The following is a 23,123-nucleotide window of genomic DNA, read 5'->3' on the forward strand; positions in this document are numbered from 1 at the left end:
TGACCCTGCAGGGAGCGCGGGAACTCGGTGATCAGGCGGCGCCGGGGATCCAGGAGCCGCAAGCCCGGCGCCGGGCGCGAGACGGCTGCGAACTCCTCGTGGATGCCGACGCTCTGCAGGATCCGGCAGATCTCGTCGTCCGCGACGACGGCGCGTGGCAGGGGGTAGACGTCCCGGTGGCGTTCGAGGAGCAGGCTGCGCACCCCGTGCCGGGCGAGCAGGAGGGCGGCCGTGACCCCGACCGGTCCCGCGCCGATGATCAGCACCGGTCTCCGGGCTTCGGCGCTCACCTCGCGTCCGCCACAGCGGTCCGCTGCTCACCGAGGTCGATCCGCCCGTCCGGGGTGGCGATCGTGGCGGTGATGAGGTCACCGTCACGCAGGTAACGCGGGTTCTTGGCCTGGCCCTTGAAGAACGCCTTCCACCTCGCCGCGGGCGGCAGCAGCGCACTGATCTTCGCGACCGGCGCGGGCGGGGCCTTCAGGGCGGTGCCGCCGGGGGTGCCGGTCAGCAGCAGATCACCCGGGTCGAGGGTCTGGAAACGGGCGAGCAGGGTGAGCGCCTGCGCGGGCCGTACGATCATGTCGGCGAGAGTGCGGTCCTGACGCAGTACGCCGTTGACGTTCAGCCGCAGCCGCAGGTTCAGCAGATGGGCGAAGTCCTCGGGCTCCAGCAGGGCCAGGTACGGGCCCGTCGGCGTGAAGGTCGGGTAGGACTTGCTCTCGTAGAACTGGGTCTTGGTCAGCTGGACGTCGCGGGCGCTGACGTCGTTGGTCAGGACCAGACCGGCGACGTAGCGCGGCAGGTCCTGCTCCTCGACGACGGTGCCCACCGGCAGGGGTGCGCCCATGACGAGGCCGAGTTCCACTTCGTAGTCGAGGAACTTCACGTGCGACGGGCGGACGATCGTGTCGTGGGACCCACTGACCGAGCCGGACGCCTTGCGGAAGAAGGTGGGCGGGATGTCGCCGGTGAAGCCGGAGTCCTTGGCGTGGCTGCGGTAGTTGACCATCTGGGCGACCACCCGGCAGGGGGTGGTGACCGGGGGCAGCGCGACCAGGTCGACGACGGGTGTGCCGGTGTCGGTGGAGGCGGCGGCTTCGCGGACCGCGTCCCGGTCGGCGAGCAGTTCCGCGGTGGTGACGGCCTTGGTGTCGATGCGGACGGCCCGCTCGTCGCGGACGACCCACCATCCGTCGGTGGTGCGCAGAACGTTGGTGCTCATGAGCTCATCGCTTTCATCAGGCCCAGCAGGCGTGCGGGGTCGAGTTCGTTGTCGTCGCGCAGGGCCCTCATGACCTCGCGCAGCTTGGCCGGGGACGGGCTCGCGCCCAGGAAGTCACGCGTGACCGGCGGGCCCCACTGGGCCAGTCCGCTCGCCGACATCGGCGCCCACCCTGGTTCGAGGTCGCAGGAGAACAGGTCGCCGTCGGCGAAGTGCTCCAGCATGAAGTGGTCGGGGTCGCGCCAGTAGTCGAAGAGCTGGCTGCCCTGGATGTGCCGACCGATGCCCCAGCTGCGCTTGTATCCGCGCTCGGCCAGGTACTCCCCGCCGGCGGCGATCGAGTCGAGGTCGGTGACCTGGTAGGCGGAGTGGACGTAACCGGTACCGGGCCCCAGGTGCAGGGCGAGGGTGTGGTGGTCGACCGGCAGGCTGCCCTGGTCACAGCGGATGAATGCCATGGTCGGCCCGCGCCCGCGCTGCCCGTCGAGGAACAGGAAGTCGGACACGATCATGCCGAGGATGTCCAGGTACCAGTCCAGGGTGCGAATGAACGACCTTGTCTCCAGCACCACATGACCGAGGCGCTGAATGCGCGACGGCTCGCGCGGGGGCCGCTGGGTGGCGTTCGTACGACGGTGGTCCGTGCCGAAGTTCAGGATCAGCGGCTCCTGCTCGGGCAGCGCCGGCAGCTGCTCGCCGCAGTACACGACGCGGACCGGGAGGCCGGAGGGGTCGAGCAGCGAGACCGACTTCCCTCCGCCAGGGACGTTGATGTCCCGGACGGTATTGCCGGTGGCTGCGGCCAGACGGTCGAGGTCGGTGCGCTCGGCCGCGCGGAACGCCGGCCCGACGAAGCGGGATGCATGCCCACGACGGATGACCATGCAGGGTGGGCCCGCGAAGGTGCCACGCAGCCACAATGCCTCCTCGGTGCGGGCGGCGATCGCGAACCCGAAGTCGCGCGCGAAGACCTCGGCCCGGTCCAGGTCCGGCTTCTCGAACTCCAGCCAGGCCAGGTCCGCCGCCTTGATCACGGGGTTCTGGGACCGGCCGGGATGTTCGCCGCGAAGGGCCCCCTGCTCGCTGTGGAGGTCTTCGTGAGGTGTCGGCGGAACGGCCTTGTTAACGGCGGTGTGGGACATGGTGTCCTCCAAGCAACACTGCTGTAATGAGGAAATCATCAGCTTTGCCGAAGCCCATCGTCAATAGGCTGAAGCTGAAGAATTGAGGATCTCATCAGTGATGGCACGCTCATCGCCACGGTTGTTACACTCGCCGCATGCCGACGTCAGCCCCGCCCAAGAACCGCTTTGAGCGCCGCCGCGCCGAAACCCGTCACGCGCTCGTCCGGGCGGCGCGGCAGATCCTGGCGGAGACCGGGGACACCAGCGCCAGCATCCAGGCCATCGCCGAGCGCGCGGACGTGGGTTTCGGCTCCTTCTACAACCACTTCGAGTCCAAGACGGAGCTGTTCGACGCCGCGGTGACGGACGCCCTGGAGGAGTTCGGACAGCTCATCGACGAGCGAGTGGAAGGGATCGACGATCCGGCCGAGCTGGTCGCCGCCGGATTCCGGCTCACCGCCAGGATGGCCGACTCCCACCCCGAGCTCACGCGGATCCTGCGTGACCGCGGTCTGGCCTACATCCACTCCGACCGCGGTCTCGCCCCGCGAGCGCTGCGCGACCTCGAGATCGGCATCGCCTCGGGGCGCTTCGACTGCGCCAACGCGACCACCGCGCTGTCGGCCGTGGGCGGCACCCTCATGTCCCTCGTGGCGCTCCGGCTGGCCCGCCCCGACCTCGACGGCGACGAGGCCGCATCAGACCTGGCCGAAATGGTCCTGCGCATGCTCGGCGTCCCCGCGGACGACGCCCGTGAGGTCACCCATCGCCCGCTGCCGGACCTCGACTGACGGCTGAGCAGGCACTACGCCTTCGGGAACCCTTGTTTGTCATACGCGGGCGTAGTCCCGGAAGGAGCTTGGCGGCGTTCTTGTCGGTGATTCGCCGCCAGGTGGTGCCGCCTGGCTGCTCCGCCGCGTCCACTGAGGCGATCTGCGCGGCGGCAGGGTCCAATGCCTTTCTGGCAGGGCCTGGCCCGCGGCCTCGGCGCCATCCGCTTCCACGACACTGGGACCAGCCGGACGAGGGCGTGTGGGGGACCCGCGGCGGACGCAAGAAGTTCGTCTACTCCCGTCTCATGTGCTGGGTGGCCATCGACCGCGCCATGCGCATCGCCCTGCACCGCGGCCTCCCCGCCGAGCTCTACCGCTGGGGCCCGGTCCGGGACACGATCTACTGGCGGATCATGGATTATGGCTGGTCGCCCACCCGGCAGGCGTTCGTACAGTACGAGGGCGGCGAGGTACTGGACGCGGCACTGCTGATGATGCCGCTGACCAGGTTCATCGCTCCCCACGACCCCGTGTGGCTGTCCACCCTCGATGCCCTCGGCAACGAACTGGTCTCCGACTCCCTGGTCTGGCGCTACATGAGGAAAGTTGCCCAACTGCTCACCCGTGTGACTGATCTCCTCGGCGTACAAGCCGACATGGTTGGCGTAGGTGAGCATCTTCTCGAAGGCCAGGCGGGCTTCGTCCAGGCGTCCGGCGCGGGTGAGTGCCTCGACGTACCAGAAGGAGCAGATGGAGAAGGTGCCCTCGTCGCCTTCAAGGCCGTCGGGGCTCGCCTCGGGGTGCTGGGTTGACCCGCCACAGCCACGGCCGGACCGGCTTCAGGCTTGGTTGGACGTGGCGGGCCGCATCCGTGAAGCGGTCGCCGTGCTCCCGGCCGCGGTATCCGGTCCAGCAGTAGCGCCAGCCGCGGTTCCCGTCCCAGCAGCAGCCCTCTTCGACGTTGCGCAGGTAGCCGACGCCGTTATCCCAGCGGTAGTCGTCAGCCTTGACGCTGACGACCGAACGCTGAACGCGCGTGGATACGGAAGTCGCGGCCGAGGCGGTGCTGCTGGCACCCACAACGGCTGCGCCTTCACTCACGCGGGCCGGAGTCAAAGCAATCCGGCTCCGGCCCGCCCGCCTCAACAGGCTTTCAGAAGCAGCAGAGCGGTGTCGTCGGCACGATCGCCCGACGGCTGGGCATGAGCGACAAGGGTGTCGGCGATGTTGTCCAGCGGGCCGGTGGCTTCGGAGAGGACTGCCGCCAGGCCGGTGAGGGCGGTGTCGTGGTCCGTGCCGGGGGTTTCGATGAGTCCGTCGGTGTAGAGGACCAGGAGAGTGCCCAGCGGCAGCGGGATGTCCGCGGTGGGGTACTCCGCCGCGGGGTCGACGCCCAACAGAGGACCTGGCGGTGCTGCCAGGATGTCGGTGTGCAGGTCGGGGCGGCGCAGCAGGGGCGGGCAGTGGCCCGCAGTGGACAACTGGGCTATGTGGCGGACCGGATCGACGTGCGCGTACAGGCAGCTGGCGAGCAGGCCGGGGTCGAGGTCGTTGAACAAGTGATTGGTGCGAGCCAGGACTTCGCCCGAGGTCGCGCCCGCTACGGCGTAGGCGTGGACCGCGGTGCGCACCTCGCCCATCAGGCCGGCGGCGCTGACACCGTGGCCCTGCACGTCTCCGATGACGGCGGCGGCTTCGGTGTCCGACAGGCGGATCAGGTCGTAGAAGTCGCCGCCCACCTCCATGCCATGGCTGGCGGGCAGATAGCGGGCGGCCACGTCCAGGCCGTGCATCGCCGGCAGCGTACGGGGCAAGAGGCCGGCCTGGAGGCCCTCCGCCAGCTGGTGCTTCGCGTCGTACTGCCGGGCGCGGTCCAGGGACTGGGAGATCAGGGCACTGATGGCGGTGAGGGTGGCGCGCTCCTGCAACGTGAAGGAGCGGGGTTGCCGGTAGCCGACCACGCAGACTCCGAAGTACTGTCCGGAGGCCATGAGCGGCAGCCATGCCCACGCACCCAGACCGTCGTCGATGGCCGCGCTCTCGGGATAGACCGCACGGAGCTCGGCCCGGTCGGCGAAGAAGGACGGCACCCCCTGGGGCAGTCCCCACACCGGTGCCCCGGTGGTCAGCCCGGGGAGCGGCAGGTCGGAGGCGAGGGGGGCGTGGTCGACAAGGTCGACCAGCTCAGGGCTGAAGCCATGGTGGCCGACGGCCCGTACCCGGCCCGCCTCCGCGACCAGCAGGGCGAAGGCCTGCGCGTGCAGGGTGACCAGAAGGTGGCCGGCCACCAGGTCCACGACCTCGTCGACGGAGGCCGCCGCGGCCAGGCCGCCGGAGAGCCGCATCATGTGGTAATGGGCGTCCAGGCCGACGGGGCCGGGCGCCGCCCCGGCACCGACGGCCAGTTCATCCGGGCTGTGGGTGGCGTCGGTAGCAGCGGATATACGCAGGCTCACACCGGTGCGGTCCGGGTAGATCTGGAACAGCAGTTCTCTGCCAGTACGAGGCTGGTTCACCGTGAAGGACGTCGGGAGCTGGCTCGCGAGTGCGGCCTGGTACCGCAGTCGGTACGGCGCGTGAGCCAGCCACGGCACGGCTTCCCACACCCGGGCGCCCAGCAGATGCGGGATGGTCTCGCCCAACAGATCGGCCGCGGTGTGGTCGACGAAGGTGATCCGCCCCCGCACGTCGAGTCGGCACGCCCCTTCGGGAAGAGCGGCTATGAAGTCCGCTGCGGCCTGAGAGTGAGCCGGTGCCGAGGGATGCGCGGGCGCCGGCGGCAGCAGACGCGCCGCGAGCCCGGGCTGCAAGCTGTGCCCGGCCTCGGCGGCGTCCCGCAGGAGCACGGCGATACAGCGGGCCGCAGTCGTGAACCGGCCCTGTGCGCGCGCATCCGACGCAGGCGATTTCTGAGAGAACAGCACCAGCATGACGCCCCACACGCGGGAGCCGGCCACGAGCGGGGCCGCCGCGACGGCGCCCACGAACGGGAAGGTGAGGGCCAGCCGGGGATAGCGGCGGGCGAACTCTTCACCGGAGTCGACCCACACCGGATGCCGCTGCAGAATCGCTTCGGCGAGTGGGCTGTCGGCTACGCCGGCCACCTGTACGCGACGCAGCAGGCTGACGAACCCGGTGGGCATCCCGACGCTCGCGTCGAGGACCAGGACTTCACCGCCGGGCTCGAGCAAAAAGAGCGCCCCCGCGTGCGCACCCATGCCGGCCACCGTCCGGGCCACGATCTGATCCAGCAGCTCCTGGACGGCAGCGGGTTGCAGTTCCTTGCCACTGGCCATCCGACACGCTCCGCGAAGTCGTGCGCCTCTCTGCAGGATAGGCCGGACGATGCGGGTTTGCTGCCTCCTGCGAAGCCATGGCCGGCCAGGGAGGTCCCCCGCCCCCACGATGATGCTGCCCGGGCGGAGCCACCGCGTGGGCTGCTGCGGTAAGGCGCGGCTGGCCGAGCACCCGATGTGACACGGGCGTAGCAAGGAAGAGGGACCCCGTACGACTCAGATCGTCGTGGACCTCACCTGCTGCCAGGGCCATGCACAGTGCGTTTTCCTCGTGCCGGAGGTGTTCCAGCCGCACGGGGAGGAGGCGCCTGCTGTACGGCCCGGCCGCTATCGAGGATCAGCTGGAGCGCGTACGCCAAACCGCGGCGGCGTGCCCGGTCCACGCCATCCTCCTCGATGAGGAGTTGAGCGGTGGTGCCCGGTGATCCGCGGCATGGCCGTATCGTCATCGTCGGCGCGTCGCCGGCCGGGTTGACGGCCGCGGAGGCGCTGCGCGAGGAGGGCTTCACCTGCTCTGCGAGTGGTACGCAGTCGTCCCCGGTCCGCCACCGCGCGGCGCGCGGTCGGACCGTGTGGCTCGTCACGCGGCAGCGGGAAGGAGGCCCCGGGCAACTTCGCGGGCCTCGGCCGGGGAGAGCCCGAGCATGTGCAGGAGCATCTCGGCCATGGTGCCTGCGGCCTGCTCGATATCGGCCTCGGGCTTGCTGAACCACAGCTCCAGAAGCGCCAGCAGGCTGCCGTTGAGCGCGGACAGGGCGATGCCCGGGTCGACTACCGTGAAGCGGCCTGCGGCGATGCCCTGTTCCAGGTCGCGCCTGGCACGGGGAGCCAGTCCGCTGCCGGCGCATATGCGGCCGAGCTCGCTGTGGCACAGGATCCGCATGATCTCCGGGTGCGACTCGGCCAGGAGCGCGCTGAGCCGCAGACCCCCGGCGAGGCGTTCGGCGGGATCGTCGACGCCGTTCAGGCGTTGGTCGATGGCTTGGGCGAACTCCTCCACTGCATCGTGGACGGCCGCATCGAACAGCTCCGGCTTGGAGCCGAAGTGGTTGTAGAAGGAGCCGAACCCGACGTCCGCGCGCTCCGCGATGGCCCGGATGCTGGCGCTGGTGTCGCCGGACTCCGCCAGGATCTCCCGCGCCGCGCGGACGAGTGCCCGCCGGGTCTCGGTGCGACGGCGTTCGAATCGATTGCCGAGTGGAACTGACATGGCCACGCTCCCCAAATAGCAGCAGTTCTGACAATTTCCTCTTGCATTGACAGGCCCGGCCGCCCCACGGTCGACACCCCTCAGCCTGGGGTGGCCCCGTCTACATATGTGATTGTTTGATCAATTCTGCGATTCTCTTGACGATGAAGGTGTCATGGGTGATGCTTTCATCAGAAATAGCCTAACATGAACAGATGCGTCGTGTTTGTAGTCATTTGCGACTACATGGGCGAAGTGCCCCGCCTCCGGCACGCCACAAGGAGGGTCTGAGCCCTGATCCGACACACCGTGCTCGCCTGCCGCCGCTGCCGTCCCGCGGATCGGCGTACCACACCGCACGCCAACACTGCCCGAACCCACGCGCAGGAAGGGATGAACCGCAATGAATACCAATCAATCGAAAGTCGTCGAGCCGGTGAAGCCGAGCGAGGCACCCGACGCGGCGATAGCCATGATCGATGCGGAGGGGACGGTGGTCGGGTGGACGCAGGCCGCCCAGCAGTTGGTCGGATACTCCGCCAGGGATGTGGTGGGCCGGTCCGCGGCACACGTACTGCGGCCCTCCGATGACGCCACGAGGGCCACATCGCTCGCCGAGCAGTGCCGTGCCCAAGGCGGCTGGTCCGGCACCGTGACGGTCCGCCACCGCGACGGCCATACGCTCACCTTGACTCTGCGGGTCTCGTTGCTGTGGGGAGAGAACGGGAGCCATCGGTGGCTGGTATCGGTGACCGACATAGGCGCGCTCTCCTCGGGAGCGGTGAACGGATTGCTTCGCGAGTCGCTGCTCACCCACGCACCGATCGGCATCACCGTTCGTGACCTGCAGCTGCGCTGCACGTGGGTGAACGACGCCATCGAGCAGCACGACGGAATTCCTCGTGACCGCCGATTCGGACGCCGCCTGAAGGACTCGCTGCCCGGTTTTGAGGCCGAAGCGCTCGAGGTGGTGATGCGGCAGGTGCTGGAGAGCGGCGCCACCATGGTCCACGAGTACCGGGCATGGCCGCCGGCGGACAGGCGCCGGGAGCGCGTGTTCTCGGCCTCGTTCTTCTGCCTCGAGGACGCGGACGGCACGGCACTGGGGGTGTGCTCCATGAGCGTGGACGTCACCGGCAACCGGCGGTCACGCGAACGCCTTGCCATCCTCAGCGAAGCCAGCACGCGTATCGGCAGCACCCTCGACGTCATGCAGACCGGCCAGGAACTGGCCGCCCTCACCGTGCCCCTGCTGGCCGACCATGCCCTCGTCGACCTCGTGGAGTCGGTTCCCTTCGGCGTGGAGCCCTCGACACCGATCGGCACGACGAGCGGCCGCACCCCACTGCTCCGCCGTGCCGGTCTGGCCACCATCGACCCACATGTCTCGGAATTGCCGTGGGTGCGAGAAGAGGTGATCCACGTCCACCCGGCTTCGCCCTTCGCCCACGTGCTGCGCACGGGCAGGTCTCACCTGGTACAGGTGCTGAACATGGACGCTCATCTCGGCCCGTGGGTCCATCACGACCCCGCGCGAGCGCAGAAGGTCCGTGACAGCGGGATCCACTCCTTGATGGTCGTACCCATCCGGGCGCGGCGCTGTGTGCTGGGACTGGCGCTTTTCGGCCGCTCCGAGGAGCCGAAGCCGTTCCAGGAGGACGACCTGCTGCTCGCCGAGGAACTCGTCACCCGGGCCGCGCTGTGCCTGGACAACGCCCTGCAGTACGCGCGCGAACGCGCCGCAGCCCTCACCCTCCAGCGCGACCTGCTCCCCCACCGTGTGCGAGGCGGCGCCGCCGTCGAGGTCGCCTCGCGCTATGTGCCGGCCGACATGGACCGCGGTGTGGGGGGCGACTGGTTCGATGTGATCGAGCTGTCCGGTGCCCGAGTGGCCCTGGTCGTCGGCGATGTAGTCGGACACGGCATCAACGCCGCGGCGACCATGGGCAGACTCCGCACCGCCGTGCGAACGCTCGCGGACCTGGATCTGCCCCCCGACGAACTGCTGGCACACCTTGATGACACGGTCCGACGGCTGAACGAGGAGATCGAGGAAGACACCGACGACCCGGACCAGGTCCCCACAGTGGTGGGCGCCACCTGTCTGTACGCCGTCTACGACCCGGTCACCCGGCGGTGCGCGATGGCGCGGGCCGGGCACCCCCCGCCCGCGATCATCGACCCGCAGGGTCATGCCGCCTTCCCCGACATGCCCGCCGGTGCCCCGCTCGGCCTCGGCCTCGGGGTGCTCGCCTTTGAGTCCGTGGAACTGGAACTGCCCGAGGGAAGTGTCCTCGCCTTCTACACCGACGGCCTGGTCGAGTCCCGCGACGACGACCTCGATGTCGGCATGGGCCGCCTGGGTGCGGCCTTGGCACAATCGGGCCGTTCCCTGGAGGAGCTGTGCTCTGAAGTGGTCGAGACCTTGCCGGCACGGACGCACTCCGACGACGTCACCTTGCTCCTTGCGCGGACCCGCGCACTTCAGCCGGCCCGGGTCGCGTCCTGGGATCTGCCGAACGAGCCGGCCGCGGTTCGTACCGCTCGGCGCCTGGCCTCCTGTCAGCTCAGCACATGGGGGATGGAGCATCTCAAGGCCACCGTAGAGCTGATCGTCAGCGAACTGTTCACCAACGCCATCCGCTACGGCGGCGGTCCGGTCCGCCTACGGCTCATCCAACATCAGGTTTTGACCTGCGAGGTCTCCGACACCAGCACCAGCCACCCACGCCCTCTGCATCCGAGCGCTTTCGACGAGAACGGTCGCGGTCTCGTCCTCATCGCTCACCTGTCCCGCAGGTGGGGCTCGCGCTCCGCCTCGGACGGCAAGGTCGTCTGGGCCGAACAGGACCTGCCCCCCACAGCCGCCGCACGGTGACGCTTCGAGCGGCGGCACTGGCCACCCGGCTGGTCGGCAACCGCCCGAGGATGCCGATCTGCCGGCACACGGTCTCCGAAAAAGAAGGTACGAACATGGGCACCGAAGACGTCGAGAACAACGATTCGCCGTATGAAGGCCAAGGCCCGAGGCTCGCGCCAGGTCCTGGCGCAAACGACAGGCCGTACCCGTTCGACGGCGTGGCAGCCGCCGTGCTCGATCACCGGGGCACGGTGCTGCGGTGGTCCGGGACCGCAAGACACCTGACGGGGTTCCTGGCCGAAGAGGTGTGCGGCCGCCCCGTACAGGACCTGGTGACCGATCTCCCCGACGAACTGCGCGCTGTCGCGGAGATGCCGGCACGCGGCCAGGCGCGGCTGCGGCGCCGGTCCGGCGGCACCATCGATGTCACCTTCCGGATCTCTGCGATGGAAGGCCCCGCGGAGTTCCTTGTCCTGGCGGCGCCTGCCCACCACGTCGTCCACCACGAGCAGGGCGCAGCACTCCTGCGCGCACTGTCCTCACAGAGCCGGGTCACCATCGCTCTGCACGACACGGATCTGACCACGGTGCAGACGAACGCCACGCTGGACACTCCCGACGGCCGTCGAGTACAGCCCGGTACTCGGCTGTGCGACGTGCTCAGTGCCGAGGATGCAGAGAACCTCGAGGCAGTACTGCGCCAGGTGCTGCAGACGGGCGCCCCGGTGATCCGCAGGAGCCAGCACGTGAGCTGGCGGCACGATCCGGAGCAGCGGCGGGCCCTGTCGCTGTCCGCCTTCCGTCTGGAGGACGCGCGAGGACGTCCCACAGGGGTCGCGGCCCTGTACGTCGACAGCCCCGATGTGCGGGCTCTCCGTCATCTGGACCTCACCCGTGAGGTCACGGAGCGTGTGGGAGGTTTCCTGGACGTCGCGCACACCGCACGAGCACTTGCGGACGTGCTCGTGCCCGCTTTCGGGGATCTCGTCACCGTCGACCTTGCACAGTCCGTGTTCGACGGGGAGGAGCCGCCGAAGCAGCTGGGCGGTGGAGATCTTGGTCTGCGCACCGCGGCGCTGGCGCCGGCCGCCACGGTGTGGACTGCCCGTACGAAGCGGGGCAACCTCTTCCCGCCCTTTCCAGACCACCCGCTCCTGCACGACTTCCAGCTGGGCGAGACCCTCGTCCTCGGCGCGGACGACTACGGTGCTGCACTCGGCGATCCGCAACTCGTCGCATTCGTCATCCCGCAAGGAGGCCACTCGGTGCTGTTGGCACCGTTGCACGCCCGCGGTCTCACACTCGGCGGCATATCGGTCTGGCGCTTCGGCCGGTCCGAACCGTTCACCGAGGACGAAGCGAATCTCATGACGCAGATCGCCTCGGGGGCGGCGCTCGCCGTCGACAACGCCCGCCGTTACACGCGGGAACACCGGGCGGCCGTGGCGCTGCAGCAGCGCCTTCTTCCGCCGGCCACGACCGACACTGCGGCCGCCGAGACCGCCGGTAGCTATCTGGCCACAGGCGGCGGAGCGGAAATCCGCGGCGACTGGTACGACGCCATCGCCCTGCCTTCTCTCCGGCTGGCCCTCGTCGCCGGGGACGTCATCGGCCACGGCATGCCCGCAACCGCCACCATGGGCCGTCTGCGCACCGCCATCCAGACCCTCGCCGACCTCGAACTCGAACCGGACGAGCTGCTCACCCGAATCGCGGACCTGGTCCAGCGCCTCGTGGCCGAAGCCCCACCCGACCACCACGACGTCCTCGGCGCCACATGCCTGTACGCGGTCTACGACCCGGTCACCCGGCGCTGCACCATGGCCAGCGCCGGACACCCGCCACCCGTCCTGGTCCGGCCCGACGGGACTGCCGAGACCGTCGACATCTGCCCCGGACCGCCACTCGCCATAGGCGGCATGCCGTATGAGACCACCACGATCGAGATCGAGCCGGGCAGCGTCCTCGCGCTCTGCACCGACGGCCTGATCCAACGGAGCGACCGCGACATCGACCAAGGGCTCCAGTGCCTGGAGGACGCCCTCGCCGCGTCCTGCCGTCCGGACCGCGCTCTGGACGCGACCAGCCGGGCCGTCCTCGCCAACCTGCAAAACCAGACGCGGCGCGACGAGGCGACCCTGCTGTTGGCCCGCACCCGCGCCGTGCCGGCGGAGGACACCGCTCACTGGGAGATCCCGGCCGATCCGGCCGCCGTCTCCCAGGCCCGTGCATGGGCAACCCGCCAACTCACCAGGTGGGGGCTGGAAGACCTCGTCTTCACCACCGAGCTCATCGTCAGCGAACTGGTGACCAACGCGATCCGCTACGGCCGACTGCCGGCGGAGCTGCGGCTGATCCGCCACAATGTTCTGGTTTGCGAGGTCACCGACTCCAACAGCACGCAGCCCCGCCTGCGCCGCGCCCGCACCACCGACGAGGGAGGGCGCGGCCTGTTTCTCGTCGCCCAATTCGCCGAGCGCTGGGGCTGCCGCCATGGTCAGAACCGTAAGACGATCTGGGCCGAGCAGCCCATTGAGCGCTCGTGCTGATGGGAGCTTGTTCGTGGCTGTGAGGTGGTACGGCAGCGGATGACGGTGCAACATCCCCTCACGTTGCTTCGGTACGTGGTTGGAGGATCCGCAGGAACGTTCGGCCTGACCTGGCAAAACACGATCCGCGAGTCTCCAGCGGCTCACCGACGTTCCCCGCGGGCGCCCTCGCCGCCCACAAGTCGACGGCGAGCCACCCAAACGCTACTCAAGACTGACGGTGAAAGGCGGAGTCTCCGACCTGGGACAACTCCTCGCTGCCCTATTCGGCGGCGTCGGACCGGTCGGCGTTCTCGGGGCTGTTGTCTGCCCGCAACGGCAGCCTCAGCCGCCGACCGCCGCGGTGAGCCCAGATGTCACCGAGGACGACTTGGATGATTCCGGTGACGGGAATCGCCAGCAGGGCACCGAGTATCCCGGCGACTTCGGCGGCGATCAGGCCGCCAGGCTGCGAGGCGGGCAGACGCATGGCCTGACCCGTCTCGCGACACCCGACGACGTCGTCATCCACGCCGACGCCCCGGTCGTCCCCGTCGGGCTCGACGGCGAAGCCGTCACCCTGCCCACTCCCGTACGGTGCCGGATCAGTCCCCGGACGCTACGGGTATGGGTTCCCCGCCGTCGACCGGGCGCCGTGCCCACCGGGATGGCAGCCGCCGGGACGGGCCGTCGTCCGGCGGGCGGCCTCACTCGTCGGACGGTCTCATGGCCGTCACACCGACTGACCCGAACGCCGCTCACCGCTTCCAGCCGGTCAGTGCTGAGGGTGCGGACGCGCGTGGAACAGAGGACGCCGCTGGGTGGCCGTGCCCGAAGCCAGATGACCGATCTCGACGCGCGTCCTGATGGCGCGGACCACCTCGGTCAGGCCCACGATGATGGCCATGACGCCCACCACCAGGGTGAGTGTCGCGATCGAGGCGAACGGCATGACGATCATCACGATGCCGGCCAGAGCTCCGACGATCCCGAAGGCGACGTGCCAGCCGCGCCCCGGCATGGCCGGGGCTGAGGCCGCCGCGGCCGTCTCCATGGTGCCGCGCAGCAGCCAGCTGAAGCCGATCCACAGGGCGAGCAGCAGGATCGACTCAAGGGTGCCCCGGAAGCAGATCAGTCCCAGCAGGATGGAGGCCGCGCCGGTGATGAAGTGCAGCACGCGAAGGTGCCGTGGGACGTGGGTGCCGAAGGCGGCGGCGAGTTGGAAGACACCGGTGACCAGTAGGTAGACACCGAAGAGAATGCCAACGACGCGCAGCGTCGCGCCCGGCCAGACCAGGGCGATGACGCCCAGGGCGATGGTGGCGAGGCCCATCGTGAGCAGGATCTGCCAGCCCATGTTCGCCAGGGCGGCCATGCCTTCTGCCACGGGCCTCTCTTCTGGCTCGGTGCCGCGCGGGGGAACGGGGCCAGGGGAATCGGTGGGGGATGTCATGGCGCCTGCCTCCTTCTTGGAGCAGCGTTGTCGCGTCAGTGCATGTCCGTCGTCACCCGACCACGCCGCATGTGCGTGTCGGTCGCGTTGGCGTCGGTACTCATGCGTGGGGGGTGATGACGGCGCGTCCTTGGATCTTGCCGTCGTGCAGGAGCTGGTACGCCTCGGTGGCGCGTTCCAATGGGAAGTGCTCGACCAGCATCCTGATCTTTTCCTGCTGGGCGAGGGTGATCACTTCCATCAGTTCGGGGAGGGTGCCCCAGTAGGGCGAGGCGACCGAGCACTCGTGCGGCGGGCTGGTGAAGTTGACGGGCAGGGCTCCGCCGCCGAGGCCGACGATGGTCAGGTGGCCGAGCACCCTGGCCACCTGAGCAGCCATCCGCAGAGTCGGGTCTATCCCGACCATGTCCAGCACGAGCTCAGCGCCCAGCTGTCCTGTCAGGTCCTTGATGCGCGTAATCGCCTCGTCGCCCGAGAGAAGCGCCTCGTCGGCTCCCATGTGCTTGGCGGTTTTCAGTTTGCCCGTGTCAGTGTCCACGGCGACTACGGTGGTTGCCGTGGTGAGCGCGCGCAGGATCTGGATGGTCATCTGACCCAGACCGCCCGCCCCGATCACGACCGCGGTCGACCCCGGCCCCAGCAGGTGCAGCGACCGTTTGACGGCGTGATAGCTGGTCAGTCCGGCGTCGCTGAGCGGGGCGGCCTGGCGGGGGTCGAGGGTGCCGAGCGGAATCAGGTACCGCGGCGCCGGGACGAGCAGGTACTCGGCCATGCCGCCGTCGTGACCGCCTCCAAGGCCGGGGCCCTGACCGCCGAGGTTCTCGCAGTAGTTCTCCAGGCCCTGACGGCAGTTGGCACACACCCCACAGCCCCAGCAGCCGTAGACGATCACGGGGTCCCCGGGCGTGAACCCGGTGACGCCCGCTCCCAGCCGTTCCACCCATCCCGCGTTCTCGTGGCCGAGGGTGAAGGGCAGTTCGGTGACGAGCCCGGGGGGTGGCCCGGGTGCCTCCATGATGTGCAGATCGGAGTGGCACGCACCGGCACCCGCGACCTTCACCAGGACCTGCCCCGCGCCGGGCTCGGGTACCGGCACCTCGCGCAGCTCCGGCGGATGCCGCCACCCGACCAGTTGAAAAGCCCGCATAGCGATCCCTCACACACACGCGCTCAGTCGCGGATCCCGTCGATGTCGACCAGGACGTGCCGCGGCCCGCGGAAAATCTGGTTGTGCCGGTACGGCGGCGGGTCCTCGACGAGCCGCGGGTTCTCCACCCGGCGGACGAACTCGCCGACCGCGACCTGGACCTCGAGTCGGGCGAGCGGAGCGCCGAAGCAGAAGTGGATGCCCTGGCTGAATCCGAGATGCTGGTTGTCGCGGCGCTCGAGATCGAGTTCATCGGGGTCGGTGAACCGTTCCGGGTCGCGGTTGGCCGAGCCGTACGCCAGGAAGATCGGCGCACCCTTCGGGATGGTGGTGCCGGCGATGTCGATGTCCTCCACAGCGGAACGGGTGTGCCAGAACTGCACCGACGACTCGAAGCGCAACAGTTCCTCCACCGCGGGCACGATCAACTCGGGCCGGCGGCGCAGCTCCTCCAGCGCGTCGGGGTGCCTCAGCAGGGTGAGGACGCTGTGGGCGATCAGGTTGACCGTGGTTTCGTGTCCCGCGAAGATCAGGAGCAGGGCGTTGCTCGCGAGGACGCCCTTGGACATCCGTCCTTCCGGGCCGTCCTCGTTGACCAAGGCGGAGAGCATGCCCGGGCCGGGCTGGTCGGCGTACCGGTCGAGCAGCTCGGCTGCGAACTGCCCGAAGTCCTGCACGGCCTGCCGGGCCCCGGCCAGTCGGCTCCGGATCTCTTCGGAGGCGGCTTCGGGGCCGAAGTCCAGGGCGTCCAGGGCCGTTTCGATCCAGTGGTGGAAGCGTGGCTCGTCCTCCAGTGGCACGCCCAGGACCTTGCAGATCACCGTCACCGGCAGGGGGTAGGCGAAGTCGTCGACGGCGTCGATCCGGGTCTTGCCCCTCATTCCGTCCAGGAGGCCGTCCACGAGGCGGCGGATGTCGGGTTCCAGGTCGGAGATCAGGTGAGGCGCCTGGGGCGGGCCGACGAAGTGCGGCATCATCGTCCGGCGGTCCCGGTCGTGCTCGGGTGGATCGCAGGTGATGATGTTCGGCTCGGTCAGCGCCTCTCTGATCGGCTCAGCCCCCGGTTCCCCCAAGTCCTCCGTACGCGCCGCGACCGGGACCGGACACTTTCTTGGGTCCGAACTGACCCGGGGGTCGTGGAGCAGCGTGACGATCTCCCGGTAGGTGCTGACGACATAGGTGCCGTCCGGCTGCCGCGCCACCGGTGTCTTGCGCAGTTCCTCATAGAAGGGGTACGGGTTGGCGCGGTTGGTGTAGCGCAGGGCCTGCTGCCAGGGGGTTTCCTCGACCACGAGGCTCCCCTCCTTCTTCCTGTCGGTGCTGTCCGCTCATCCGCCCGGTCGGCGGTCGGGTCAACGATGTCGCGGCCGGAACTCGGCCGTCCGCTCGCTCGGGGCGTGGCCGGTCAGGACGACGTCGGGGATCGCCGTCGGGACCCTCGGGTCCGGAAACTCGGCCGGCATCGGCTTGGCGTCGGGCGGTTGGTCCCATCCCGGAGGGGGAGGCGGGAACGGGCCGGACTGCTCGATCAGCTTCCCGTAGTACTCCAGCCACTTGCCGTGATCGAAGGTGACGGCCGCGACGATGCGGCCCCGGTGACCGTAGGCGGCGGCGAAGTGGCGTTCCTCGACGGATCCCTGGGTGAAGACGATCTCGTCGCCGAAAGGCGGCACGCCGACGGACTTGATGTTCACGCCGAACTGACCGGACCAGAAGCCGGGCAGCAGCAGATGCGGGCGGTAGTGGGGTTCGAGGTTCACCATGTTGTGGGCCGCGGCTTCCGCGCCGAGCACCGCGTTGTCCCAGTGCTCCATCGCCAGGAACTGATACTCGTAGAGCACATGCGGCGCACGTGCCACATCCCCTGCCACGAAGATGCTGTCGGTGACCACGCCGTTGATGTCGAAGGCCCGTCCGCCGGCGTCGCATCCGACGCCCCAGAAACCGGCCGCCAGTCCGGAGCCCTCCAACCATTCCACGTTGCGGATCGACCCCAGCGAAGCCACCACCACATCGGCGTCGACGGTCGAACCGTCCGAAAGCTGAGCACGCCGCACGTGCCCGCCGGAGTCGCCCTCCAGCGACGACACGCCCAGCCCGCAGCGCAGGTCCACGCCGTGGTCGCGCTGCAGCTGCGCGGCGATCTCCCCGATCACCCCGCCGAGTGCGCCGACCAGCGGCGCCGAACCCCGCTCGACGACGGTCACCGGGATGTCCAGTTCCCGGCAGACAGAGGCCACTTCCGAGCCGATGAACCCGGCGCCGATGACCAACACCCGCGACGGCGGCTCGGCCAGCTCCTTCTGCAACTGCTCCGCATCATCGCGCGAGCGAATCGTGTGGACCCCGTGCAGGGCGGCCTCGGCCGGGTTGGGCCACTGCCGCGCGCGGGTGCCCGTGGCGATCAGCAACCGGTCGTACGGGACCTGCTCACCGTCGGCCAGGCGCACCTGCTTGGCGGCCCGATCCAGCCCGATGGCAGCCACCCCGAGCCGCCAGTCGGCATCCACTTCCCGCATGCGGGGCAGCTTGGTGTGGTCGGCCGGCACCCAGCCCTTGAGCACCTGCTTGGACAGCGGCGGACGGTCATACGGCTCGTACGGCTCGTCCCCGATGATGGTCAGAGAACCGGTGAAGCCCTCCTCGCGCAGGGTCTCCGCGGCCCGCAGCCCGGCCAGAGAAGCACCCACGATGACGATCCGGCCGCTGGCCCGGAACTCGCGCACCAGCTCCGCGACCGTTGCCCGCAAGGTCATGACGTCTCGCCCCGCTCCGCGCCGTCCAAGCGGTCGATCACGATCGCCTGCACCGGGCACGCCGCAGCCGCTCGCTCGACCTGCAGGCGCCGCTGGTCATCAGGGTTCGGCTCATAGGTGAGCGCCTCCTGACCGTTCAACCTGAAGACCTCGTGCGCCAGATACACGCACTGTGCATATCCCTGACATCGATTCAGGTCCACGACGATCCGCATGGGCAGACTCCTTCCGCTCTGCCGCCCGCCCGACGGCGGCGACCACCGACACGGTCATGCGGCTGTGGCGGAGTTCAGGCCGTCTGCCAGGTGAGCCGACCGCGGGTGTTCTACCCGTCAGCCCGGAACACCGGCTGAGCAGGTCCGGTCTTGTTCGCTGCGCCGCCGCTTCACGGGTGACGTCTGTCGGAGTGTCGCAGCGCGAAGGGCGCGTCCCTCCTCCCATGGCGCCGGCATTCAAGGCTTGGCCCGGCCGTTGCGCCCCTAGAAGAATGCTCGCGCCGCCTTCCGACGATCGCAAACCGCCGTTCGGGGCCCAGCACGTCTCGAGGACGGGGCAGCTCTTGGACGACTGACCCGGTGACCTCGCGGCCTGTGGTGCGCGTCACCGTCCCCACCTGCGGCATTTCCATACGTCGTATGGTAATCCTTGAGAGATGCTTCCATACAACGTATGGAAAAGCTTGATCGAACAAGGTCCAGGCGCTACACACCGCCTGCACGAGAAGCCGTTGGTGCAGATCGCACCAACCGGAAGGAAAGATCATGAAGAAGCTCACGAAGCGGATCGCTGTCGCCGTTTCCTCCGTGGCGGTCGCGGGTGTCGCCGTTGTCGGTGCCGGGGGCACCGCTTCGGCCGCGACTCCCGCCTCTGTGCACGTCCAGCGGTCGGCCGAGGTCAACCTCACCGACTACCGCTGGGACCACGGCGTGGGCTACCTGATCGAGCAGGGCTACTGCTGGGACGGACAGCGCGGCTGGCACCACGACGACCATGTCGCCGACTCCCTCTCTCACAGCCGCGATGGTCGCTGCTACCGCTGGGACGGTGAGGGGCGCGGGTGGAAGTCCGACAGGTCCTACCGGCACGACTGGAACCGCTACGAGCGCGACGGCCGGGGCTGGGAGCACCATGACTGGAACCGCGGTGACCGGAACTACTTCGGCTGGGACCACTACGACCGGAACCACGGTGGCTGGGACTACTACGGATGGGACCACTACGACCGGAACCACGGTGACCGGTAGGACGAGTTGTGCCTGTGCCCCTGAGCGGAGGCAGTACCCCTCGCCTTGATGCCTGTCGGCGGCAGGGATGCGACCGCTGGTCACGGATAAGCGGTCCCCTGACCGCCGCCCGGGCGGGTGATCGAGCGAGGGCCTGCTCCCTGCTCCCCCTCTGAACCTGCCTGTGGCACCACCTCGTGCCACAGGCGCGCGTCGCCCAACTGCCGCGACGCCACGACCCGCGCGGTCCGCCGATGCTGTCCGGCGCCCGGGCCCTGCTGAACACCTCCTGATTCGATGCGTGCTTGTCGCCACGAGCGCCGGGGCGCAGCCGAGGCAAGGGGGGATGCCTTGGAGTGAATGCCCATGGAGTCTTCGAGGACCGTGGTTCGGGCGGTGACCGCGCAGCTCGTCGTCTCGTGTACCTACTCACAGCCCTTGTGCATGCGGCTGCGGTACGAGCCTGCTGATCCCTACGTCGTCCGTGCCGCCTTTTTCGTCCACAGCGACGAGCCGGTCGAATGGGTCCTGGGGCGGGATCTTCTGGCTGACGGTCTGGAGGGTTCCGCAGGTTACGCGGACGTCCGGATCTGGTCGGCCGCAGGGCGGGGTGACGAGTCGATCTACATCGCCCTCGGTTCTTCCGGAGGCACCGCCTTGCTCGAGGTCCCCGTGCAGGACATCTCGTCCTTCCTTCAGGACACCCAGGCTTTGGTGCCACGGGGTACCGAGTCCGGACTCATCGACTGGAATGCCGAACTGGCACACCTCCTCCCCCGAGGCTGACCGCCGACCATCCATGCTCAGAAGTAAAGGAACCAGTGTCATGCCCCAGTACCAGCTTCGCGTCTACACCCTGCGCAGCTCCGACGCGCTCTCCGCCTACGAGAAGATCTGGGCCCAGCACATTCCCGGTATGGCCAAGCACCGGATCACCACCCACGGCGTCTGGACGGTGCCCGCGGCGCCCGGAAGCGACACCCCCCGGCTGTACGCCCTCGTTTCCTACAAGGACGCCGAGGACGTACAGGAGCGGCTGGAGGCATACCTGTCGAGTCCTGAATTCCGCGCGGACATGGAGGGATTCGACATCAGCCAGATCGTCGGCCTCGACGAGACCCTCCTGACGCCCACCGTGGACTCACCCTTGCGCTGACGGGTCAGCCTGCGACGAGTGACGCGGCCAGAAGGGCCGGTATCCGGCGACCCTGCGATGGTGGTTCCGGTGTCGTCGATGGCGACCCACCAGTGGTGGCCCTTGCTGGCATCGATACCGACCCATGAGCAGGGCACCTGTGTGGTCATGTGCGTCTCCTCGGACTCGGACAGCATGCCGTTCCGGTCCAAGGACGGCTCTGCCCTGCGTGACCGGGCCCCGGCAACCGCGGCCGGCGTCGAGGTGGGGACCGTGACGAGTCGGTTCACTACCACCACGACCGGTACAGCGTCGATCGCTGAGACCTAAGGACGCCCACTGTCCGGCAACCGCCGTTGGCCACATCTGCGCGATGGCCCCGGCCGGCAGTGGTGGCCTCGACTGCTCCCGTCGGCCGGGCAGCCTGGCGACGGCACGAAGAACTGCTCCTGCGGGTGTCCTCGTGCCGATCGCCACCGGTCCCTCGCAGCAACCCCGTCTGTGCAGCCCCTTTGAATCCGGCGACAGCCCTTTCGATGGCCCTCCCCGGATGACTCGAAGCACCAGGAGTAGGACCCGATGAAGTCATTGAGAACTGTGATCCAGGGGCTGCCTGTGAAGCTTGTCGGCGTTCATGCGACGTCCTTGCCCATGATCATGAAACTGCGGTACGAGCCGAGTGATCCCTATGTGGTCCATACCGCATTCACCACCGATGTCGACAGCGACGAGCCGGCTGAATGGATCATCGGGCGCGATTTACTGATCGACGGCCTGGAGGGTCCCGCCGGCGAGGGGGACGTTCGCATATGGCCCGCCGGCGAGGAGGGCCGCCGCGACTTGTACATCCTTCTCAACCCGCCGTCCGGGACGGCCCTGCTCAAGGCCCCAGCGCAGGGAGTCAAGGCGTTCCTGCAGGAAACGGAGGCAGTGGTGCCCCGGGGGGCCGAGCTCGGCCACAGCGACTTCGACCGCTTGCTGGCGCACCTCCTCGCCGAAGGGTGAGTCCTGGCATGGTGCGACCTGAGGCAGGCACACGGACGTCTGCGCCTCGGTGTTCACCGCCATGGTGAGTGGATGTCCGCAGTCGTGGCGTCGAGGGCGGCCGGGTCGATGCCGGCCTCGGTCAGGATGTTCGCCGCGACTCCGCGGCCGACCCGCCCCGGTGAGACCAGCCGTCACGCGGCAACCCGCTACCTGCGTCGCATCGCCCACCTTCCCGCGCTCCGTAGCTCGCCACTCATCGGCAGGCTCTGCCGCAGGGACGGAGCGGTCAGCCGGAGTGCTGGCCAAGCCTGCTGAACTGCTCGACTGATGGACTCCTACTGGGACGGGCGGCTGCCCGATGAGCAGTTCTCGCTTGGGTGAGCGGCATCAACGCCGACCGTGCGCACGCTGGGCCCCGCTCCCCGAACCCTGACGGGCTGTACACGCTGGTGCAACGTAATGTCGTCTTGCGGACTTCCCTGCGGACAGTCTCATGTCCCGTGCCGCGCGTGAGGTCAGCCTGCGGGCAGACCAGCTGATCCATGACGTCGAGCGGTGCCTGCAGCGTGGAGTCCCCGAGGTCTGGGAAGACCCCGACGTCGCCCGCATGACGGCAGAGAACGTCACCGAACATGTTCTCGCGACGTTGGCCGGCCTGGTACACGGCATCGAGCCGGACCAGATCGAAACGCCGGCCGCAGACCCGGACCGCGCGCGCCGACTTGCTCGGCACGGGACGCCCGTCAGCGTGATACTGCGGTCCTTCCGGCTGGGGCAAGGTGTCATGCTCGACCGGCTACTCGTAGAGATGCCCCGGCTGACCGACGACGCCGAATTGATCAGTGCGGCGACACAGAAGCTGATCGCGACGATGGCCGGGTACGTCGATCGCATGTCGGAGCAGGGCGTGACGGTCTACCAGCGGGAACGGGACCGGCGGCTGCAGTGGTCGCGGCGTTGTCGGTCGTGGCGTCCGGCACCGGTTCGCCGAACCCGGGGTATGGTCCGGCCGTGCGCGCGACGGCCCGTGCGATTTCCCGCTGTCTCATTGAGGACAGTGGTCGGACCGTGTCCGTGGAAACCGAGGACGGGCACCGGTAGCGTGCCGACCCTGGCCGCGCCGGCTGTCGTTGTGCCGAGTCCTCTCCGCCACATCCCCCCTGGGGAAAGTCAGTTGCTGCAGATGTCGAGCCACCGGCGGCGTTGGGATCACGCAGCGGCCGCAGGGTGGCATGGGCGCGAACAGCACGTCGAGGTTCTAGTGATGAGCGGGGACAGCCGCGCAACGTCCTCGTCGCGGATCTCCTGACCTTCGGCGTGTACCGGCCGACGGCTGCGTCGATGTACTTGGTGGTCCCCAGCACCACGGCTTTGGGAGCCTGACGGCAGCCCGCACCTGCGGGGCGGAGACGTTGTCGGACGGATGG

At 68.8% G+C, this 23,123-nt stretch carries 20 protein-coding genes and 2 pseudogenes; 10 read left to right on the plus strand and 12 right to left on the minus strand.

From position 1 onward, the window contains the following. The 3 genes from ACH47Z_RS43670 to ACH47Z_RS43680 all read right to left on the minus strand — a co-directional run. A partial coding sequence (locus ACH47Z_RS43670; protein ID WP_399085066.1) for an FAD-dependent monooxygenase occupies positions 1-290 on the minus strand: 290 nt, incomplete at its 3' end. After that, positions 287-1,225: a fumarylacetoacetate hydrolase family protein gene (locus ACH47Z_RS43675; protein ID WP_399085069.1), complete on the minus strand. Its 939-nt coding sequence runs from the start codon at positions 1,223-1,225 to the stop codon at positions 287-289. The genes ACH47Z_RS43675 and ACH47Z_RS43670, both read right to left, overlap by 4 nt. Then, complete coding sequence (locus ACH47Z_RS43680; protein WP_399085073.1) at positions 1,222-2,367, minus strand: VOC family protein; 1,146 nt, start codon at positions 2,365-2,367, stop codon at positions 1,222-1,224. The genes ACH47Z_RS43675 and ACH47Z_RS43680 overlap by 4 nt, the downstream gene beginning before the upstream one ends. Before the next feature lie 137 nt (positions 2,368-2,504). Here ACH47Z_RS43680 and ACH47Z_RS43685 point away from each other — a divergent pair, with 137 nt between their 5' ends. Both ACH47Z_RS43685 and ACH47Z_RS43690 read left to right on the plus strand, forming a co-directional pair. Further along, the gene (locus ACH47Z_RS43685) at positions 2,505-3,140 is read left to right on the plus strand and encodes a TetR/AcrR family transcriptional regulator (RefSeq protein WP_399085076.1); all 636 of its coding nucleotides are present in this window, start codon (positions 2,505-2,507) and stop codon (positions 3,138-3,140) included. Between the two features lie 215 nt (positions 3,141-3,355). After that, positions 3,356-3,718: pseudogene (locus ACH47Z_RS43690) on the plus strand (glycoside hydrolase family 15 protein); the annotation flags it as partial. Positions 3,719-3,721: 3 nt separating this feature from the next. Here ACH47Z_RS43690 and ACH47Z_RS43695 read toward each other — a convergent pair. Then, a pseudogene (locus tag ACH47Z_RS43695) lies at positions 3,722-3,922 on the minus strand (glycoside hydrolase family 15 protein); the annotation flags it as partial. A gap of 342 nt (positions 3,923-4,264) precedes the next feature. Next, complete coding sequence (locus ACH47Z_RS43700) at positions 4,265-6,418, minus strand: SpoIIE family protein phosphatase (RefSeq protein WP_399085079.1); 2,154 nt, start codon at positions 6,416-6,418, stop codon at positions 4,265-4,267. Between the two features lie 226 nt (positions 6,419-6,644). On the opposite strand from ACH47Z_RS43700, the gene ACH47Z_RS43705 reads away from it, so the two are divergent. Continuing rightward, positions 6,645-6,818 carry a ferredoxin gene (locus tag ACH47Z_RS43705; RefSeq protein ID WP_399085082.1) on the plus strand — a complete coding sequence of 58 codons (174 nt, stop codon included), beginning with the start codon at positions 6,645-6,647 and terminating at the stop codon, positions 6,816-6,818. A 180-nt stretch (positions 6,819-6,998) separates the two neighbouring features. On the opposite strand, the gene ACH47Z_RS43710 is transcribed toward ACH47Z_RS43705, so the two are convergent. Then, positions 6,999-7,634 carry a TetR family transcriptional regulator gene (locus ACH47Z_RS43710; RefSeq protein ID WP_399085085.1) on the minus strand — a complete coding sequence of 212 codons (636 nt, stop codon included), beginning with the start codon at positions 7,632-7,634 and terminating at the stop codon, positions 6,999-7,001. A gap of 376 nt (positions 7,635-8,010) precedes the next feature. On the opposite strand from ACH47Z_RS43710, the gene ACH47Z_RS43715 reads away from it, so the two are divergent. Next, on the plus strand, positions 8,011-10,485 hold the full coding sequence (locus ACH47Z_RS43715) for a SpoIIE family protein phosphatase (protein WP_399085088.1): 2,475 nt from the start codon (positions 8,011-8,013) through the stop codon (positions 10,483-10,485). A 200-nt stretch (positions 10,486-10,685) separates the two neighbouring features. Next, entirely contained in the window at positions 10,686-13,016 is a 2,331-nt protein-coding gene (locus ACH47Z_RS43720) for a SpoIIE family protein phosphatase (protein ID WP_399085091.1), read from the plus strand. A 262-nt stretch (positions 13,017-13,278) separates the two neighbouring features. Here the strand turns inward: ACH47Z_RS43720 and ACH47Z_RS43725 are convergent, their stop codons facing one another. The 6 genes from ACH47Z_RS43725 to ACH47Z_RS43750 all read right to left on the minus strand — a co-directional run bounded on the left by ACH47Z_RS43725 (position 13,279) and on the right by ACH47Z_RS43750 (position 18,566). Continuing rightward, a complete protein-coding gene (locus tag ACH47Z_RS43725; protein WP_399085094.1) occupies positions 13,279-13,485 on the minus strand; it encodes a hypothetical protein in 207 nt (68 codons plus the stop codon). Positions 13,486-13,770: 285 nt separating this feature from the next. Further along, the gene (locus ACH47Z_RS43730) at positions 13,771-14,448 is read right to left on the minus strand and encodes an HdeD family acid-resistance protein (protein WP_399085097.1); all 678 of its coding nucleotides are present in this window, start codon (positions 14,446-14,448) and stop codon (positions 13,771-13,773) included. 100 nt (positions 14,449-14,548) lie between these two features. Then, positions 14,549-15,595, minus strand: a complete 1,047-nt coding sequence (locus tag ACH47Z_RS43735; RefSeq protein WP_399085100.1) for an NAD(P)-dependent alcohol dehydrogenase — start codon at positions 15,593-15,595, stop codon at positions 14,549-14,551. A 23-nt stretch (positions 15,596-15,618) separates the two neighbouring features. Then, positions 15,619-16,887 carry a cytochrome P450 gene (locus tag ACH47Z_RS43740; protein ID WP_399085102.1) on the minus strand — a complete coding sequence of 423 codons (1,269 nt, stop codon included), beginning with the start codon at positions 16,885-16,887 and terminating at the stop codon, positions 15,619-15,621. 60 nt (positions 16,888-16,947) lie between these two features. Then, complete coding sequence (locus ACH47Z_RS43745; protein WP_399085105.1) at positions 16,948-18,351, minus strand: NAD(P)/FAD-dependent oxidoreductase; 1,404 nt, start codon at positions 18,349-18,351, stop codon at positions 16,948-16,950. Next, the gene (locus tag ACH47Z_RS43750) at positions 18,348-18,566 is read right to left on the minus strand and encodes a ferredoxin (protein WP_399085107.1); all 219 of its coding nucleotides are present in this window, start codon (positions 18,564-18,566) and stop codon (positions 18,348-18,350) included. The genes ACH47Z_RS43745 and ACH47Z_RS43750 overlap by 4 nt, the downstream gene beginning before the upstream one ends. A gap of 546 nt (positions 18,567-19,112) precedes the next feature. Here ACH47Z_RS43750 and ACH47Z_RS43755 point away from each other — a divergent pair. From ACH47Z_RS43755 to ACH47Z_RS43775, 5 genes are all read left to right on the plus strand, one after another. Further along, positions 19,113-19,595 (plus strand): hypothetical protein, encoded by a 483-nt coding sequence (locus tag ACH47Z_RS43755; protein WP_399085110.1) that lies wholly within the window; start codon positions 19,113-19,115, stop codon positions 19,593-19,595. 375 nt (positions 19,596-19,970) lie between these two features. Next, positions 19,971-20,360 carry an SsgA family sporulation/cell division regulator gene (locus ACH47Z_RS43760; protein WP_399085111.1) on the plus strand — a complete coding sequence of 130 codons (390 nt, stop codon included), beginning with the start codon at positions 19,971-19,973 and terminating at the stop codon, positions 20,358-20,360. 40 nt (positions 20,361-20,400) lie between these two features. Then, positions 20,401-20,730 (plus strand): NIPSNAP family protein, encoded by a 330-nt coding sequence (locus ACH47Z_RS43765; protein WP_399085113.1) that lies wholly within the window; start codon positions 20,401-20,403, stop codon positions 20,728-20,730. Between the two features lie 558 nt (positions 20,731-21,288). After that, on the plus strand, positions 21,289-21,714 hold the full coding sequence (locus ACH47Z_RS43770) for an SsgA family sporulation/cell division regulator (RefSeq protein WP_399085116.1): 426 nt from the start codon (positions 21,289-21,291) through the stop codon (positions 21,712-21,714). Between the two features lie 475 nt (positions 21,715-22,189). After that, positions 22,190-23,005, plus strand: a complete 816-nt coding sequence (locus tag ACH47Z_RS43775) for a hypothetical protein (RefSeq protein ID WP_399085119.1) — start codon at positions 22,190-22,192, stop codon at positions 23,003-23,005. Positions 23,006-23,123 lie beyond the last annotated feature (118 nt).

The sequence above is a fragment of the Streptomyces sp. NPDC020192 genome, assembly GCF_044388685.1.
Lineage (GTDB): Bacteria > Actinomycetota > Actinomycetes > Streptomycetales > Streptomycetaceae > Streptomyces.